A 16997-nucleotide genomic window follows, 5' to 3' on the forward strand; every position below is an offset into this window, starting at 1 on the left:
CGAGCAGTTCGGGGGCGGCCGTCTCCGTGTGGATCAGTCTCGGCGGTAGGCGCCGATCGCGTTGCCGATCAGACCGTTGGTGCCCGTGCCGCCGCCGTTGCCGGTGCCCGGCGTCTCGGTCTCGTCCGGGTTGGGTGTGGTCTCGTTCGGGTCGGGCGCGCTGATCACGGTGATCGTGACGTCGTCGCCCTTCTCGGCCGTCGTGTTCGCGGCCGGGTTCTGCGCGACGACCGTGCCCGGCTCGCCCTCGCCCGGCTGGTCGACGATGTTGACGTTGAACTGGCCGGCATTTTCGAGGGCGCCCTGGGCGGCACCCTGCGACTTGCCCACCACGTCGGGCACCTTGACCAGCCGGCCGTTGGAGACCTCGATGGTGATCGTCTCGCCCGGGTCGACCTCGCGGCCGGCCTTGCTGACCTTGGTGACGATGCCGACCGGCTGGAGGCTGTCGACCTCCTTGGGGTTGACCTTGAGGCCGATCCGCTTGAGGGCGTCGGTGGCGGCGTCCTTGGTCGAGCCGACCAGGTTGTCGGGCACCTCGACCTGCTGCGGCTTCTGGCACAGCTGATAGCTGACCTGCTGGTCGGCGCTGACCGTGGCGCCCTTGGCCGGGGTCTGCTTGACGACCGTGCCGTCGCAGTCGGCGTCATAGGTCGGCGACTGCGGCTCGGAGTTCTGGATGCCGGCCTTCTGGAGCGCGGCCAGCGCCTCGGCGTCGCTGAGACCCTGCAGATCGGGCATCGTGTACGTCACCGGGGCCGACGGCGTGTTGTCGGCCGTGTTGTTGTTGGTCTTGTCGCGGTCCATCGCGAGCGCGACACCCAGCACGACCACCACCAGCACACCGAGGGCGGCCAGGGCGGCCCACACCCACGACGACGACCGGCGTTCCGGCGGCCGCGGCCCGCCCGCGACCGGGCGCTGCATGGTGGTGGCGGCCTGGGGCTGCCACTGCCGCGGCGAGCCTTGCATGGCCATGGTCTCGGCCTCGGACATCACCGGGGTGGCCAGCACCGGGCGACCGGCGACGGCCCGCAGCGCGTCGGCCCGCATCTCCTGCGCGCTCTGGTAACGGTTCATCGGGTTCTTGGCCAGGGCCTTGAGCACGATGGCGTCGACGTCGGGCGGCACGTCGTGGTTGATGTCGCTGGGCGCCTTGGGCTCTTCGCGCACGTGCTGGTAGGCGACGCTGACCGGGCTGTCGCCGACGAACGGCGGGTGGCCGACCAGCAGCTCGAAGAGCACACAGCCGGCGGCGTACACATCGGACCGGGCGTCGACCGACTCGCCGCGGGCCTGCTCGGGCGAGAGGTATTGCGCCGTGCCGATGACCGCGCTGGTCTGCGTCATGGTGGTGGCGCCGCTGGCCAGGGCCCGGGCGATGCCGAAGTCCATGACCTTGACCTGGCCGTTCTGCGTGATCATCACGTTGCCGGGCTTGATGTCCCGGTGGATGATCCCGTGGCGGTGGCTGAACTCCAGCGCCGCGCAGATGTCGGCGATCATCTCGAGGGCCCGGCGGGTCGGGATCCGCTGTTCCTGGGCCAGCACTTCCTTGAGGGTCCGCCCGTTGACGAACTCCATGACGATGAACGGCAGCTTCTCGCCGGTCGAGGAGATCTCTTCGCCGGTGTCGTAGACGGCGACGATCGCGGGGTGGTTCAGGGCGGCCGAGTTCTGCGCCTCGCGCCGGAACCTCTCCTGGAACGTCGCGTCGCGGGCCAGGTCGGTGCGCAACATCTTGATCGCCACGTCACGGCCGAGCCGGAGGTCGCGTCCGCGGTGCACCTCGGCCATGCCGCCGTAGCCCAGGAGCTCGCCGACCTGATACCTGCCACCGAGCAGGCGGGCCTGCGCCGTCATAGCGTCTGTCGTCCTTCGTTAGCTCTGATCCAGCCGGGATTCGCGCCCGCCTGTGTAGTTAGACGGTATGACGCCACCGTTGGATCCCCTCCGGTGACGCCCGTGTTTCCGGTGCCCATTGCGTTCTGCTGGTTGTAGAGGAACGAGATCACGCCGGCACAGAGCAGGACCAACAGAGCGAGAACCACGGCCAGCACGATCAGCACCTGCCGCCCGCCGGAGCTCTCCGGCTTGGTGGCCTGTGCCGGACGGGCCGGCTGTGGTTGGTACGGCTGACGGTAGGGCTGCGGTTGAACGGGTGGCCCGGACGGTACCGAAGCGGCACCGCGCGCGCCCGAGACCGGGCGGGGAACCGGAGGGTACGGCGGACGGGCCGCACCCGCGATCGGCGAGCCGGGCATGGGGGCGCCGCTCGACGGGCCGCCGCTCTGGGGGCGGGCCGGAGCCGGGCTGACCGGGCCGGACGGGCGCGCGGGTGATCCGGTCGGCGCCGCCTGGGCCGGGTTGGCCAGGGACGCGGCGGCCTGCCGGGCGACGGCGGCCAGCGCGGAGGCCGAGGGCCAGCGGGCGTTCGGGTCTTTGGCCAGGGCCCGGTCGACGATCGCGCGCACCTGCGGCGGGATGTCGCCCGGCAGCGGCCGCGGCGTCTCCCGCACGTGCTTCATCGCGATCTCCATGGGCGTCGCGCCGTCGAACGGCCGATGCCCGGAGAGGCACTGGTAGGCGACGACGCCGAGCGCGTACACGTCGGATGCGGGCGTCGCGACGGCGCCCGAGGCCTGCTCGGGGGAGATGTAGGACGCGGTGCCGAGCACCGAGCCGGCCACGGTGAGCTGGCCCACCAGCGCCGAGCGGGCGATGCCGAAGTCGGTGAGGACGAGCGTGCCGTTGGGGCGGACGAGGAGGTTGCCGGGCTTCACGTCGCGGTGCACGATGCCGTTCGCGTGGGCGGCCTGCAGCGCGTCGGCGGCCTGGGCGATCAGCGCCATCGTGCGGGCCGGGGTCAGCCGGCCGACCCGGCTCAGCGTGCGCGACAGCGCGTCGCCCTCGACGTATTCCATGACGAGGAACGCGAGTTGCTGGTCGCTGCCGTAGTCGTAGACGTCGACCACGCCGGGGTGGTTGATCGTGGCCATGGTGCGGGCCTCGCCCCGGAACCGCTCGGCGAAGCCGGGCTCGTCGAGCAGGGCGGGCAGCAGGATCTTGACGGCAACCGTCCGGCCCAGCACCTCGTCGGTGCCGCGCCAGACATCACCCATCCCGCCACCGGCGATCCGCTCGTCGAGAACGTACCGGCCGCCGAGGGTCACCCCAGGGCTGATCATGCTCAGTCCCCTCCCTGACCTGCCGCGGCCTTCATGATGAGCCCGGCGATCCGGGCTGCCTCGGCGCTGGCGTGGCCACCGGGCACGTTCTCAAGCATGACGCACACGGCCGAGACCGCCTCGCCCTTGTCGTTGAAGGCGAACCCGACGAACCAGCCGTGCGGGTCGGCGCCCTCGGCGTTCTGGGCCGTTCCGGTCTTGCCGCCGACCTCCATGCCGTCGATGCGGGCCCGCTTGCCGGTGCCGTTCTCGACGACGCTGACCATCATGTCCTTCAGGTCGGAGGCGACCTGGCCGTTGATCGGCGTGCGGAGCGTCTTCGGGTCAGCCGTGTAGATCGTGCGGAGATCGGGGCTGGTGAGCTTCTGCACCAGGTAGGGGCGCATCTGCTTGCCGCCGTTGGCCACCGTGGCGGCGATCAGGGCACCCTGTAGCGGGGTCATCCGGACGTCGCGCTGACCGAGCGACGACTGGGCCAGCGCGCCCTTGTCGACGCTGCCGTCCGGGTTGGCGATCTTGCCGGTGTCGCTCATCGCGACCGGCAGGCCGCTGCCCTCGAGGTCGCCGACGGTCAGCTGGTCGTCCTCGAAGCCGAACGCCTTGGCCGTCGCGAGCACCTTGTCGCGGCCGAGGGTCACGCCGAGCCGGGCGTAGCCGGTGTTGCAGCTCGTGGTCAGCGCGGCCTTCAGATCGATCTGGCTACCAGGGCAAACTTCGTCCTCGGAGTTGCGGATGACCGCGCCGCTCTCGCGGTACTCGCGCCCCGCCTCGATCTCGGTCTCAGTTGTATAACCGTTTTGGAGGGCGGCCGCCGAGATGATCACCTTGAAGACCGAACCGGGCGGCTTGGTCTCGGCCGTCGAACGGTTGAGCAGCGGCTGATCCGGGTTCTTGTTGAGCTTGTTGTACGCCGCCGCGGCCGCCTTCTCGTCGTGGCTGACCAGCGGGTTCGGGTCGAAGCTGGGCATCGACACCATGGCCTGCACGGCGCCCGTCTGCGGGTCGATCGCGATCGCCGCGCCCTTGTCGACGCCGCGCTCGTTGTCGTTCAGCTCTTTCCAGGCGGTTTCCTGCGCCTTGGTGTTGAGCGTCAGCAGCACGTTGCCGCCACCGGTGTTGTTGCCGGTGAACATGTCCTTCACCCGGTCGGCGAAGAGCTTGTCGCTCTCGCCGGACAGGAAGTCGTTCTCCGCGTTCTCGATCCCGGTCGCGGCCAGGCCGACCGGCCGGTAGCCGAGGACGGGCGCGTAGACCTCCTTGCGCGGGTAGACGCGCAGGTATTTCAGGGCGTCGTCGGTGACCTTGTTGGTCGCCACGCCCTGACCGCCGGCCTCGATGATGCCGCGGGGCCGTTCGTATTGCGCGACCACGACCCGGCGGTTGTAGTCGTTGGTGCGATAGTCGTCGGCCTTGTAAGCCTGGACCCAGTTGAGGTTCGCGAAGAGCAGGCCGAACAGAACGAGGATGACCACGCCGGCCCGTCGAAGGGGTGCGTTCACGGCTTGATCACCTCCGTCATGGCGCCGTGCAGCTGGACTGGTGCTTTCTTGGGGCCACCACCGGCCCGGTCTGTTCCCCCGCCGCTGGCCGCCGGGCCGCGCGCCGCGTTCGAGATCCGCAGCAGCATCGCGATCAGCAGCCAGTTGGCCATCAGGGAGGAGCCGCCGGACGAGAGGAACGGTGTCGTCTGCCCGGTCAGCGGAATCAGCCCGGTGATGCCACCCAGGATGACGAAGATCTGCAAACCCAGGGTGAACGACAGGCCACCCGCGACCAGCTTGCCGAACGAGTCGCGCACGGCCAGCGCCGACCGCAGACCCCGCTCGACGATCAGCAGATAGAGCACGAGCAGGGCGGAGAGACCGAACAGGCCGATCTCCTCACCCATGCCGGCGAAGATGAAGTCGTTCTGCACCTCGGGCACGAACCGCGGCGAGCCACCGCCCGGGCCGGAGCCGAACAGGCCGCCCGTGCCGAGCGAGAGCAGGCCCTGCACCAGCTGATAGCTGCCGCCGAGCCGCTCGTAGTTCTCGTTGTCGAACGGGTTGAGCCAGACCTGGGCGCGGTCGTAGAAGTTGGCGAACGGGCCGCCGACCGAGGCGCCGAGCAGGTAGGCCACATAGACGCCGCCGAAGAACAGCAGCAGACCGATGATCAGCCAGCTGGCGCGTTCGGTGGCGACATAGAGCGTCACGACGAACAGGCCGAAGTACAGCAGTGCGGTGCCGAGGTCCTTCTCGAAGACCAGGACCAGGAGGCTGAGCAGCCAGACCGTGACGACCGGGCCGAGGTCGCGGCCGCGCGGGAAGTCGATGCCGAGGACCCGGCGGCTGGCCAGCGACAGCACCTCGCGCTTGCGGACCAGGTAGTACGCGAAGAACGAGACCAGCGCGATCTTGGCGAACTCACCGGGCTGGATCGAGAACGCCCCGAGCCGGATCCACAGCTTCGCGCCGTTGACCTCGGAGATGCTGGCCGGCAGCACGGCCGGGATCATCACCAGCACGATGCCGGTCAGACCCAGGGTGTACGCGTACCGGGAGACGATCTTGTGATCCCGGACCACCAGCAGCAGGATGGCCGCCAGGATCAGCGCGATCAGCGTCCAGACCAGCTGGCGGCCCCCGATGCCGGCGAAGACGCTCGGCACCGGCTGCTTGTCGCTGAGCGCGTCGCCGATGTCGAGCCGGCGTAGGAAGCCCACGCCGAGACCGTTGATCAGCGCGACGGCCGGGATGAGCACGGGGTCGGCGTAGGGCGCCGTGTAGCGCACCACGAAGTGCAGGCCGAGGAACAGGATGCTCAGCAGCGCGGCGGGCACCCAGAAGGTCGGGGTGATCTCGCCGATCCGGCTCGCCTCGACGGTGGCGCCGTATGCCGCCACCAGGATCATGGCGAATGCGAGCAGACCCAGCTCGGCGTTGCGCTGGGTCTTCATTCCCGGGATACGCGCCATCTCGCCCGTGGACGCGGGCGAGGAGGCGGGCACGGCGGGCGCAGTCAAGAAGGATCCCCAGACGTGGTCGAGCCGAGGCTCAGTTGACGGTCCGGCACCCGACCGGATCGGCAGCGGGCGCTGACTCGGAGAGCTGAGCGGACGGCGTGGTCGCGGGCACGGAGTTCGGCGCCGACGTGACGCCGTTGCCGGCGGCGGTGCTGCCGGCGGGGCCGGTCGTGCGGACGGCTCCGGCGCTCGGCAGGGCCGAGGACGGGACCGACGGCGCCGTGGGAGTCGTGCTCGGCGCGGTGGTGGCGGTGTTGCAGATGGGCTTGAGGTTCGGGTTCGACGGGACGTCGTCGGTCAGCTCGGCCAGCATGCGCTGGGCGTCCGGCCGGTCGTCGGCGTGGATGCCCTCCTTGACCCTGTCCTGGGCGACCGCGGTGAGGTCGTCGAGGCGGGACGGGCTGGTCTCGTTGACGCTGGACAGGTCGAGACCGGCGATCTGGCCCGGCACCCCACGGAAGATCGCGAGCTGGCCGGCGTCGGTCGCGCCGACGTAGTACTGCTCCTGCGTGTATTGGTAGCCGAGCCACAGGCCGCCACCGAGCACGCCGAGCAGCACCAGCACGAGCAGGGTGGCGCGCACCGGGTGACCCTTGGGCTGCGGTTCCTCGTACGTGTCGCGCTGCGGCTGCGGCTGGGCCGGGCGCGGCGCCTGCAACGCGGCGGCCCGCGCGGCCGAGGTCGAGCTGTCGGCCACCGTGTTGTTGCCGCGGTCGAGCGACGCGGCCCCACCCACGATCGGCGCCTGCTCCATGATGTCGCCGTCGGTCGCGTCGGCGATGATCACGGTGATGTTGTCGGGCCCGCCACCGCGCAGCGCCAGCTGCACCAGCCGCTCGACGCAGGCCTGCGGGTCGGTGAGCTCACGCATGGTCTGCCCGATGGTGTCGGAACTGACCACGCCGGAGAGGCCGTCGCTGCAGATCAGGTAGCGGTCGCCTTTGAGCACCTGACGCACCGAGTATTCGGGGTCGATGTCGCGGCCGTCGAGCGCCCGGGTGAGCAGCGACCGCTGCGGGTGGCTGCTCGCCTCCTCGGGGCTGACCCGGCCCTCGTCGACCAGCATCTGCACGTAGGTGTCGTCCTTGGTGATCTGGGCGAACTCACCCCCGCGCAGCAGATAGGCGCGGCTGTCACCGATGTGCACCATGCCGAACTTGCTGCCCGAGAAGAGCACCGCGGTGAGCGTGGTGCCCATGCCCTCGAGCTGCGGGTTGGCGTCGACGGTGTCGCGCAGCTGTTGGTTGGCCGTCCCGACCGCATGACGTAACGCGTCGACCAGGGCGTCACCGGGGACGTCCTCGTCGAGCGGCGCCATCGCGGCGATGACGATGTTGGACGCGACGTCACCAGCGGCCATGCCGCCCATACCGTCGGCGACAGCAAGCAGCCGCGGCCCGGCGTAGACGGAGTCCTGGTTCAGGTCTCGGATCAGACCGCGGTCGCTCTGAGCGGCATAGCGCAGGGTCAGGGTCATGGCCGTAACTCGAGAGAAGTGCGACCGATGCGGATCGGTACGCCAAGGGGGACGGGAGTAGGTCCGGAGACCTTACCGCGGTCGAGATAGGTGCCGTTCGTCGAGCCGAGATCCTCGACGAACCACTGTCCGTCCCGCAGAACGAGCCGCGCGTGCCGGGCCGAGGCGAAGTCGTCGGTGATGACGAGAGTCGAATCCTCGGCACGACCGATAGTGATCGGAATCTCGCCCAGCGTGATGCGCGTGCCGGCCAGCTGGCCGGCCGTGACCACGAGCTGCCGTGCCGCCTTACCGCGTTTCGCCTTGGCCGCCGGCCGGTCCGCGGGCACCGCGCCACCCACCCCCCGAGGGCTGGCGACGATGCTCTTGGACCGGACCCCAGCGAAGAGATCCCGGCGGATCACCCCGACGACCGTGAACACGAAGATCCACAGCAGGATGAGGAAGCCGAACCGGGCGACGGTGAGGACGAATTCGGGCAAGGTGGCTAGCCGTCCACTCGGAACGTGAGGGTGGTCGTGCCCAACTGGATCATGTCGCCCGGGTTGAGCGCCACTGCCGACACGCGCTGGCCGTTGACCATCGTGCCGTTGGTGGAACCCAGATCGGTCAGGACGACCTGGTTGCCGTCGTAGTCCAGGCGGGCGTGCCGGCGCGAGATGCCGACGTCGGGCAGACGCAGGTTGGCCTGGTCGCCCCGGCCGATCACGGTCGAGCCCATCTGAAGCGGGTACGTGCGGCCGTCACCCGAGATGAGGCCCACACCACCGCGGCCGTTGGGCGCGCCGCCCCCGCCGCCGTGCTGCTGGTAGCCACCCTGCTGCTCGTAGGGCGGGTATTGCGGGCCCGCGTCGTACGCCGGCTGCTGCACCGGGGCGACCTCGCCACCGGTGTAGACCTCGGCGGTGACCCGGAACATGCCCGTGTCGAGCCCGTCACCACGCTCGATCTCGACGATCACATCGCCGTAGACCGTCCACGCCTGCTCCCCGATGAACTCAGCCTGCGACTGCGCAAGCTCCTGGGCGAGCGCGGCGGCGTAGGGCGCCAGCCGGCTGTGGTCGTAGGGCGAGAGGTCAATCACGTAGCGGTTCGGCACGAGAGTCCGGCCACCGGCGAGAATGGCCTTGTGTGCCTCAGCCTCCCGCTGCATGGCATTCAGGATCTCCACCGGGTGCACGACACCCTTGAACACCTTGGCGAAGGCCCCTTCGACCAGGCCTTCCAATCGCTTCTCAAAGCGCTGCAGCACGCTCACCGGCTCCTCCTCGGCTTCCGAGGACATGATGGTATCCGGCCGCCGCTTGTGCATCTCTAGCTCAAGGACGACCGGCACTTCTGACCCTCGTATGACACCCGTCGACGCCGTGCTAGTCTTCCCTGGCGTCAGGGGCGATATCAACTCGCTTGGTGACGTGCGACAGCGTAGTCTGTCGCAGCCAGTAACAAAAAGGCAGGCCCTAGGGCCGGCTTCATAAAGCCACGGGGATGTGGCGGAATGGCAGACGCGCACGGTTCAGGTCCGTGTGTCCGAAAGGACGTGGGGGTTCAACTCCCCCCATCCCCACGAGTCGCAGGAGCCCCTGTTCGCTGAGAAGCGCGAACCGGGGCTCCTCGTCATATCTGCTCAGGGGGTCGAGCCCCCTGAAACCCCACGGTGCGGCTACCGGCTTTGCGGCATATCTCACCCTTCGCCTGACTGCCGGCTCCGCCGGGCAACCTACAAACCCTGTTTTGGTTGCTCTGCGTGATCATCACGTTGTGGTTCCAACATCGTGTCGCCCCAGCAACGACAAACACAATCACGCCCAGACACCCCAGACACCCCAAACACACACAGATATAAGCCAGTTCGGGTGATCTCCCCGGGGCGGCCGTTCAGCCTCATCGGGAGGCGGACGGGGGTGCAACCGGGGTTTGGTTGCGCCCCCGCCCGTCTCCCGATCCCCTGGGCGGTCGTCCCGGGGAGATCACCCGAACCCCACAACACCCACAACCGCAACCCACCACCCACCGCAGGCCAGCGTCAAAGCCCGGTGATCTTCTCGAGCGGCCGGGGTTTGGGGCAGAGCCCCAAGGTCTTCGGTTTGGAGCTCTGCTCCCCAGGTTCTCCCCCACATCCCTCCCGCATACAGGCCACCCCAAGCGCCACCGAACGGGTGACACCACTACATGCGGCTATGCTCGGCGGCGGAAAATTGCCGGTGACGCCGACTCCAGGGGTTGCATCCGTGACTGCTCACAACACCACCACCGACAAGCGCAGCGTGCTCGGTGTGCTGGTCGACGTCACCAACTACGCGGACGCCACAGCCCGGATCATGGAGGCGGCCCGGGAGCGGCGCCCCTTCGCGGTGACCGCCCTGGCCGTCCACGGCGTCATGACCGGAGTCCAGGACAAGGCCCACAACGCGCGCCTCAACTCCTTCGACCTGGTCACCCCCGACGGCCAACCCGTCCGCTGGGCGCTCAACCTGGTGCACCACGCCGGCCTGACCGACCGCGTCTACGGCCCCACCCTGACGCTCAAGGTCGTGGAGCAGGCGGCCGCCGAGGGTCTTCCGATTTATCTGTACGGCTCCACGCAGCCCACCCTCGACCGCCTCGTCCCGGCGCTGGAGCGGATGTTCCCGGCCCTGAAGATCGCCGGGGTCGAGGCGTCGAAGTTCCGCACCAACCACCCGGGTGAGGCCGAAGAGATCGCCGAGCGCATCAAGAGCTCGGGCGCGCGGGTCGTCCTGGTCGGTCTCGGCTGCCCGCGGCAGGAGATTTTCACGTACGCGATGCGTCCGCTTCTCGACATGCCACTTCTCGCTGTCGGTGCCGCCTTCGACTACCACGCCGGTCTGCTCAAGAACCCGCCCGCGTGGATGCAGAAGTACGCGCTCGAGTGGCTGTGGCGTCTGGGCCTCGAACCGAAGCGGCTGTGGAAGCGGTATGTGCTGCTCAACCCCGCTTACCTGAGCCGGCTCGCGGCGCAGCGAAGTGGACTGTGGAAGGCCACGCCCCCGGCGCCGGCCACCGAGCCGGTCACGACCTTCGCCGTCTAGGGGTCAAGGCCACCGGTCCCCTACGGGACCGCTGGGGTGATAACCCGGTTTCGCCGCGACGGGTTCAGGCGAAGGCTGTCGATGTGAACATCGTCGCGGACCTCATCCTCGCCGGCGCCCTCGTCGCCGTCTGGCTCACCGCCGGGCTGCTGGCCGACGCGCTGCCGTCGGCCCGTTCGGCGTCGCACCTGCGCCGCCGGTCCGGCCTGCTCACCGTGCTGGTCGTCGCCGGTGCGGCGGTGTTCGTCGCCATCCCGCTGGTCACCGGCCTCATGCCGGGGAAGTCGGCGGCGCCGGCGGCCGCGCTCGCCCCGGCCGTTCCGGCCCTGATCGTGCTGACCACCGGCCTGCGCCGCATCACCCAGGTGTGGCGGGGCGCCGGCGCCTTCGCCACCGCGCCGCAGACCCCGGTGCCGCCCGCCCTGCGCGCGGCCGCCGCCCACCCCATGCTGCTGGTTCCGTTGCAGGTCACCGGCCTGGCGACGCTGATCGGCCTGCCGATCGCGGCCGGATGGGTCGAGGTGCCCGGCGCCGACCTGGCCGGCATCGCGATCACCGTCGTGGGCGTGGCCGTGCTCGCGATCGGCATCCGGGCCGGACTGCGGCACAGCCGGCTCAGCCTGCAGGCTCTGGCCCCGATCGGCCGCCACCGGCCGCGGGTGCCGATCGACCGCTAGACGCCGTCGCGCCGATCACCCGGAGACGGACCGCGAACAAACGGTCGGCTGCTAGTTCTTCTTGGCTTCCTGCACGTAGAGCAGTTCGAGAATCGACCGCGCCGCCTCGAACCAGCGGTCCAGCCAGTCCGATGTGGGCAGGGTGCCGCGCGCGGGCAGCTCGAGCAGCAGCCCCCGCAGCAACGGGTGGTCGGCCATCGACTGCGACGACCCGGAATCGGTGTCGGGCCAGCCGCTCGACGGGAAGACCGGCTCGGTGAGCCCGTGCAGGTCGAGCGACGGCAGCTTGGCCGCGCGGTCGAGCGGGCTGGTCGACTCGATGCTGTGCGAGCGACCCGGCGACCGGGTGGGCAGGCCCGACGAACTGCTGCGCGACACCAGTTCGCCGTCCGCGGCCTCCGCGGCGAGAGCGGCCTCGCGCCGGTTCTGCCGGTACGCGCTGACTCCGCCGCTGAAGCGGTCCTGCGCCGTCGTGGATCCGCTGCTGAGGTTTTCCGAACCAATCGTCATCTGTCTGCCTTGCCTCGTTCGGGGGAACGACCCCGGCCGGTGTTGCGCGGTCGGGCCGCGCTTCTGCCGTTCAACGAGGCGAGCGGAGAAATGACTACGGCCGGCTCCCCCGCACTGGGCGGGAGGGGCCGGCCGCGTCAGAGACGACCTCGAGACTCAGAGGTCGAACTCGCCGTCCTTGGCGCCACCGACGAACGCGTCCCATTCGGCGGGCGTGAAGATCAGCGCCGGTCCGTGCGGGTTCTTGGAGTCCCGCACCGCGATCGCCTCGTCCACGAAGGCCACCTCGACGCAGTTGTCGGAGTTGGGCCCGCTACGAGTGCTCTTGAACCACTGCGCCCGGGTCAGATCGATCCGGAAACCCTTCGCTTCGACTTCCACAATGGCTCCTCTACCAGCATTTGAATCATCCCGATGGACTCCTCCGGAGGGAGGGCCGACGTCCGGATCGTCTCGAAGATGGAGATGTACTTGCTGAGCTCCTCGGCCTTCTCGAGAAACAGGCCACCGGTCGCATTCTCGGTGAACACCACGTCCGCGTCGCCCTCCTCCTCGAACTCGAGAATGGCGAACGTGCCGTCCATCCCAGCGTGTGCACCCGCCGCAAACGGCAAGATCTGCAACGTGACGTTCGGCGACCGGGCCGTCGTGATCAATCTGACTAACTGATCACGCATGACCTCGTCACCACCGACCGGCCGGCTCACCACCGCCTCATCGAGCACCACCCAAAGATCAATCGGATTGTCCTGAATCAATAACGACTGGCGTTCCATGCGGACGCGCACCCGCTGGTCGATTTCCTGGTCGCTGTCCCCCAGACGGGCGGCCCGAATCATCGCAATTGCATACTCTTCGCTCTGCAGAAGACCCGGAATGACCTGCGATTCGTACGTCCGGACCGACCTGGCCGCGGCCTCCAACCCGACGTACGCCCCGGTCAGAACCGTGGAGAAAGGGTGCCACCATCCCTTTTGCCGCGCTTCTCGGGCAATTTGGACAAGCTCGTGCTTGGCTTGGTCGGTTACGCCGTAGATGTCCAACATGGCCGAAACGTCGGACGGGCTGGCGCTGGTGTGCCCCGTCTCAATTCGGGACACTTTGGACGTCGAACAACCCAGTCGCTCCGCCACCATGTCGATCGTGACCCGGGCCGCCTCCCGATGCCGGCGCAACTCGACCCCCAGCCGACGGCGGCGAATGGTGGGACTGCGATGTTGATTCACGACCACCAGTCTCCTGTCGATCATTAAGCGATTCAAGTTGTCGAAGACCTACCAACCGGTAATCACTAAGGGCTGACATGCAACTTGCATCGACCGGACTCGTGGTGCAATCTTTTCGGTATGGCTCGCGTCACTCAGCCCGTACGGGCGATGGGGTCGAGTCCCGCTCAACGTAGAGATACGCCACTGTTTACGGGGTGACGATCTTATGTACCGTCCGACGTGGACTGATCCACATCTGGCCGGTTGTGAGATCGGCGACGGTGACGTTCCGCAACCCTTTCGATGATTGGCATCGTCGAAAGCTTGCACAGGCGTTAACGCCGGGCACACTTGGTGCTTTCGTGTCAAGGTTTCAGGGCAGGAGATGACGTGCTACCTCGGTCCGGTGATGTCATACACGTGACAAAGGCAGCGAGCGTCCAATTCGCGGCGCCGATGCTGTTCCGTGTCATCCGGGTCCACGACTGGCCGACGTACGAGGGCTGGATCTGGCTGGACGGATACGAACTGAACGTGTCGGGCGACGCGGTGGAGCGCCGGTCGATCTTCGTTCAGGTCAGTGGACTGCGAGCCGTCGGCAAGGCGCCCGACCCCCGGGCCCGCAACGGTCGCCAGCCGGGCCTGGTCAGCGGCACGATCCAGACCCGCACGGTCCGAACCAACCGCTGACCAGCTAGTTTCCGCCCGCCCCGGGCTGCACCGTGGGCTCGGTCGTGTTCGTCGGCGTGTCCGTCGCCGCGATGGCGATCACGAGGGTGACCGTCGTGTCCGGTGGGACCTCCTGCCCCTCCACCGGATCACTGTCGATCACCGTGTCCGGCGGCACGTCGGCCGCCTGGCGATAGATCAGGCGATAGCTCAGCCCGGTCGACCGCAGGGCCTCCTGCGCGTCGGCCAGGAACAGCCCGCGCAACGCCGGGATCGTGATCTCACTCGCGCTCGGCTCCGTCGTGGACGGCTGCGGCTCCGGCGAGGTGGTGGTCGGCGTTGCGCTCGGTGACGTCGTCTGGGTGGCGACAGTCTCACTCGGAGTAGCCGAAGTGCTCGTGGCGGGCGCCGGCGACTCGTCACCCGAGGAGTTCTGCACGATCAGATAGATCGCCCAACCCAGCACGGCGAGCAGGATCAGCGCGACGATGCCGACCACGATCGGCATCCACCAACGGTCCCGTTGCGGCCGGCCCGGCGCCGCGGCGGCCCAGTCGACCTCGGGATAACCCCGCCCGGGCTGGGGCCGGCGCACCTCGGCCCGGCCCGACCAGGCCGGATTGGCCCGGCTGGGCGCCCAGTCGTCGTCACTCACGGGTGGCATCACCGCGGTCGAGCCGGGTTTGTCGGTCACGACCGTCGGCTCGTCCCGGATCGTCGGGACGGTGCGTACGTCGTCGAGCGTGTCGTCGTCCCGTTTGCCCTTGCCGGGCAGCGTGTCCTCGTCGTCCGCGGGCGGCACGGCGGCGCGGCCCACGGTCGTGGCATCGTCCGGCGTGCCGTCGACCTGGGTGGCGTCCAAGTCGGCCGGCGTGCCTCCGACCTGGGTGGCATCCAAGTCGGCCGGCGTGCCTCCGACCTGGGTGGCGTCGGGGTCGGGCTTCTTGGCGGCGGGTGGGCTCGGCTTCTCGGGCTCGGCCGGTTGGCCCGGGTTTTTCGGCTCGGGCGGCGGGTCGTCGGCGTCGCCGGGCGAGAAACGTCGCGTCTCGTCGCTCTCGTCGGACATCGCTCTCCTCCGGCTCGTCACCCGCAGGGGTCAACGTATCGAATCTTGCCGGGACATGTCTGATCTCCGCAGGACAAACACACCAGGTGGCTACAGGTGAGAAGGACACACAGGGATCGACTCCTTGATTCGCAGGCATCGGCGGGTACCGCTACAGTGCGGCGCATGGCCGACAAGGGCTGGACGGCACGGGTAGCAACTGCGGCGGGCGCCGCAGCCGGAACCGGGGCCGCGCAATTGGGTCTGGGCTACGGCCTGGGCGTGGTGGTCTGGCCGGTCACGGCGACCCCCGACGACAGCGCCTGGCTGGGCAGCCTGGGCTGGGCCACCTGGATCACGGCGAGCGCCACAGTGTTCGGAGCGGTCCTCGGCAGCCGATACAAGGACGGTCCCGGTCCCCGCACGAGCGGGCCCTGGCGTTTCGCCCTGGCCGCCTGCGCGGCGGTCGGGGCCCTGGTGACGGTCGCGCTCATCGCGCTCCCGGCCCGTTCCGCCGTACGCTTCGACACCCTCAGCCCCCAGGTCGTCGCCGGTGGCTACGCGGTCGTCGGTCTTGTGCTGGGCCTGGTCGTGGCGTTCTGGGCGGTGTCGTCCCGGCCGGTGGCGGCCAATCTGATGGCCACCGGGGTCTGGTTGTGGGCGCTGGCGATCGCGGCGATCGCGGTCGAGCTGACCGTGAACCGTGACTCGGCCACCTATCTGACCAGCTGGCAGTTCGCCGAGGTGGCCAACAGCGGGCTCTACGGCACCATCTACTGGCCGAGCGCCCTGCTCACGCTGGGGGCGGCCTTCCTGGTCGGCGCGGTGACGGTGGCCCCGGCCGCGCTCCGGGGTGACCTCGGGGTGGGGGCGGCGACGTCCGGTCTGGCCGGGCCGCTGCTGGTCGCGATCGCTTTCCTGGCGTTGGCGCCGCGTCTCACCGGGGCGCTCGGGCCCATAGAGTCGGCCTATCTCATTTCCCCGTACGCGGTACTGGCCGGACTGGCCGGGTCGGTGCTCACGGTGACTCTCACCCGGACCGTTCAGGACCAGCGTTCGCGCCGGGCCGGGTCGGTCGTGAGCGGTACGGCCCGGGTCGCCGAGCCGTCGGGTTCCACCACGCCGGTGACACAGGCCGGGCCGTCCTCCGCCGCGCCTTCCGTCCCACTTGGCGCTGCATCCTCCGGCGTTGCGTCTTCCGCTGGCACGCCCTCAGCTGGCACGTCCTCCGCTGGCACGTCCTCTACTGGCACGTCCTCTACTGGCTCGTCTTCTGCTGGCTCGTCTTCCGCTGCCAGGCCGGAATCCCGGAAGCCGGAGCCGCGCAAACCCGAATCACGGAAGCAGTCGGAGCCGCGCGAGCAGCAGGAACAGCCGAAGCAGCCGCCGGCCAAGCAACCGAAGCCGCCGCGGTCGGGGTTGTTCGGCCGCCGGAAGGTGCCGGCCCAGCCGACGCCCGTCGCCGACGACAAAACGGGCGACAACAGGTCGGCCTCGGCCAAGTCGTCGCCCGCGAGCACATCGGAGGGCAGGAGCACGTCGGGCAGCACCGGCTCAGCGGCGGGCCGCGGCACGTCGAGCGGCAGCAACGCGGCGGCCAGCAGCTCGGCCGGCACCTCATCCACCGGCTCGGCCAACACCTCGCCCACCAGCTCGGCCGGCACCTCGGCCAGCGGCTCGGGCGGCAACTCGGCCACCAGCTCGGGCGGCAACTCGGCCAGCGGCTCGGGCGGCAACCCAGCTAGCCGCTCGTCGACCAGGGGCGCGACACCGTCTGATCAGGACAAAAGCCCCAAGCCGGCGAACGGAAGCCCGGCTCCCATCGACTCGGAGATCGCCGCGGCCGCACGCCCGCCCCGCCCTCGCCCGAGGAAGACGACCCCGGCCAAGGCGGCCCCGGAAACGGCACGACCGAAGTCCACGGTGACTCCCCCACCGTCCACACCGACCATTGCCGAGATCAATCCCAAACCCAAGGGCTGACCAGCGCTTTTCGGGCGCAACCATGCACGCACGTCGCCGTGGTGGGCTTCGCGCCCTGGACGCGCCAGCGGCCAGCGAAGCCCGCCGCGGTCCCCGCGGGAGCGACGGTCCGTCACCCACCACCCCGCTGGGACATCCGGCATTTGATCTTGGGGCGAAGCCGTCGGGAATGGGCGCGGGGAAGCA

The 16997-nt window shown here is 69.3% G+C and carries 15 protein-coding genes and 1 tRNA gene; 5 read left to right on the forward strand and 11 right to left on the reverse strand.

Annotated features, from left to right (window positions below):
- Positions 1–33: 33 nt before the first annotated feature.
- The 7 genes from pknB to JIG36_RS14775 all read right to left on the reverse strand — a co-directional run bounded on the left by pknB (position 34) and on the right by JIG36_RS14775 (position 8954).
- Positions 34–1863 carry a Stk1 family PASTA domain-containing Ser/Thr kinase gene (gene pknB, locus JIG36_RS14745; protein ID WP_203376859.1) on the reverse strand — a complete coding sequence of 610 codons (1830 nt, stop codon included), beginning with the start codon at positions 1861–1863 and terminating at the stop codon, positions 34–36.
- A complete protein-coding gene (locus tag JIG36_RS14750) occupies positions 1860–3188 on the reverse strand; it encodes a serine/threonine-protein kinase (protein ID WP_203376860.1) in 1329 nt (442 codons plus the stop codon). The genes pknB and JIG36_RS14750 overlap by 4 nt, the downstream gene beginning before the upstream one ends.
- 2 nt (positions 3189–3190) lie before the next feature.
- Positions 3191–4687 (reverse strand): penicillin-binding transpeptidase domain-containing protein, encoded by a 1497-nt coding sequence (locus JIG36_RS14755; RefSeq protein ID WP_203376861.1) that lies wholly within the window; start codon positions 4685–4687, stop codon positions 3191–3193.
- Positions 4684–6144, reverse strand: a complete 1461-nt coding sequence (locus JIG36_RS14760) for an FtsW/RodA/SpoVE family cell cycle protein (protein ID WP_203377401.1) — start codon at positions 6142–6144, stop codon at positions 4684–4686. Before JIG36_RS14760 ends, JIG36_RS14755 begins: the two co-directional genes overlap by 4 nt.
- 79 nt (positions 6145–6223) lie before the next feature.
- Positions 6224–7669, reverse strand: a complete 1446-nt coding sequence (locus JIG36_RS14765; protein ID WP_203376862.1) for a PP2C family protein-serine/threonine phosphatase — start codon at positions 7667–7669, stop codon at positions 6224–6226.
- A complete protein-coding gene (locus tag JIG36_RS14770) occupies positions 7666–8151 on the reverse strand; it encodes an FHA domain-containing protein FhaB/FipA (protein WP_203376863.1) in 486 nt (161 codons plus the stop codon). The genes JIG36_RS14765 and JIG36_RS14770 overlap by 4 nt, the downstream gene beginning before the upstream one ends.
- A 5-nt stretch (positions 8152–8156) precedes the next feature.
- Complete coding sequence (locus JIG36_RS14775; protein ID WP_203377402.1) at positions 8157–8954, reverse strand: FHA domain-containing protein; 798 nt, start codon at positions 8952–8954, stop codon at positions 8157–8159.
- Positions 8955–9153: 199 nt separating this feature from the next.
- On the opposite strand from JIG36_RS14775, the gene JIG36_RS14780 reads away from it, so the two are divergent.
- The 3 genes from JIG36_RS14780 to JIG36_RS14790 all read left to right on the forward strand — a co-directional run bounded on the left by JIG36_RS14780 (position 9154) and on the right by JIG36_RS14790 (position 11396).
- Positions 9154–9236 (forward strand) — tRNA-Leu (locus tag JIG36_RS14780).
- A 664-nt stretch (positions 9237–9900) separates the two neighbouring features.
- Positions 9901–10719: a WecB/TagA/CpsF family glycosyltransferase gene (locus tag JIG36_RS14785; protein ID WP_307872718.1), complete on the forward strand. Its 819-nt coding sequence runs from the start codon at positions 9901–9903 to the stop codon at positions 10717–10719.
- An 83-nt stretch (positions 10720–10802) separates the two neighbouring features.
- The gene (locus JIG36_RS14790; protein WP_203376865.1) at positions 10803–11396 is read left to right on the forward strand and encodes a hypothetical protein; all 594 of its coding nucleotides are present in this window, start codon (positions 10803–10805) and stop codon (positions 11394–11396) included.
- A 51-nt stretch (positions 11397–11447) separates the two neighbouring features.
- Here JIG36_RS14790 and JIG36_RS14795 read toward each other — a convergent pair whose 3' ends face one another.
- The 3 genes from JIG36_RS14795 to JIG36_RS14805 all read right to left on the reverse strand — a co-directional run bounded on the left by JIG36_RS14795 (position 11448) and on the right by JIG36_RS14805 (position 13132).
- A complete protein-coding gene (locus JIG36_RS14795) occupies positions 11448–11906 on the reverse strand; it encodes a hypothetical protein (RefSeq protein ID WP_203376866.1) in 459 nt (152 codons plus the stop codon).
- Positions 11907–12062: 156 nt separating this feature from the next.
- Positions 12063–12287: a DUF397 domain-containing protein gene (locus JIG36_RS14800; protein ID WP_203376867.1), complete on the reverse strand. Its 225-nt coding sequence runs from the start codon at positions 12285–12287 to the stop codon at positions 12063–12065.
- Positions 12251–13132, reverse strand: a complete 882-nt coding sequence (locus JIG36_RS14805; protein WP_203377403.1) for a helix-turn-helix domain-containing protein — start codon at positions 13130–13132, stop codon at positions 12251–12253. Before JIG36_RS14805 ends, JIG36_RS14800 begins: the two co-directional genes overlap by 37 nt.
- A gap of 372 nt (positions 13133–13504) precedes the next feature.
- Here JIG36_RS14805 and JIG36_RS14810 point away from each other — a divergent pair, with 372 nt between their 5' ends.
- Positions 13505–13804, forward strand: coding sequence for a hypothetical protein (locus tag JIG36_RS14810; protein WP_203376868.1), 300 nt, complete (start codon positions 13505–13507; stop codon positions 13802–13804).
- 4 nt (positions 13805–13808) lie between these two features.
- On the opposite strand, the gene JIG36_RS14815 is transcribed toward JIG36_RS14810, so the two are convergent.
- On the reverse strand, positions 13809–14849 hold the full coding sequence (locus JIG36_RS14815) for a PASTA domain-containing protein (RefSeq protein ID WP_203376869.1): 1041 nt from the start codon (positions 14847–14849) through the stop codon (positions 13809–13811).
- A gap of 165 nt (positions 14850–15014) precedes the next feature.
- On the opposite strand from JIG36_RS14815, the gene JIG36_RS14820 reads away from it, so the two are divergent.
- Complete coding sequence (locus tag JIG36_RS14820; RefSeq protein ID WP_203376870.1) at positions 15015–16811, forward strand: Hansenula MRAKII killer toxin-resistant protein 1; 1797 nt, start codon at positions 15015–15017, stop codon at positions 16809–16811.
- Positions 16812–16997 lie beyond the last annotated feature (186 nt).

It is taken from the genome of Paractinoplanes ovalisporus (genome assembly GCF_016834655.1).
In the GTDB taxonomy this organism is placed as follows: domain Bacteria; phylum Actinomycetota; class Actinomycetes; order Mycobacteriales; family Micromonosporaceae; genus Actinoplanes; species Actinoplanes ovalisporus.

Coding starts and splice junctions, on each gene's coding strand:
- pknB (WP_203376859.1), bottom strand. CDS start 1,863: ATGACGGCGCAGGCCCGCCTGCTCGGTGGCAGGTATCAGGTCGGCGAG.
- JIG36_RS14750 (WP_203376860.1), bottom strand. CDS start 3,188: ATGATCAGCCCTGGGGTGACCCTCGGCGGCCGGTACGTTCTCGACGAG.
- JIG36_RS14760 (WP_203377401.1), bottom strand. CDS start 6,144: ATGGCGCGTATCCCGGGAATGAAGACCCAGCGCAACGCCGAGCTGGGT.
- JIG36_RS14765 (WP_203376862.1), bottom strand. CDS start 7,669: ATGACCCTGACCCTGCGCTATGCCGCTCAGAGCGACCGCGGTCTGATC.
- JIG36_RS14775 (WP_203377402.1), bottom strand. CDS start 8,954: ATGTCCTCGGAAGCCGAGGAGGAGCCGGTGAGCGTGCTGCAGCGCTTT.
- JIG36_RS14795 (WP_203376866.1), bottom strand. CDS start 11,906: ATGACGATTGGTTCGGAAAACCTCAGCAGCGGATCCACGACGGCGCAG.
- JIG36_RS14815 (WP_203376869.1), bottom strand. CDS start 14,849: ATGTCCGACGAGAGCGACGAGACGCGACGTTTCTCGCCCGGCGACGCC.
- JIG36_RS14820 (WP_203376870.1), top strand. CDS start 15,015: ATGGCCGACAAGGGCTGGACGGCACGGGTAGCAACTGCGGCGGGCGCC.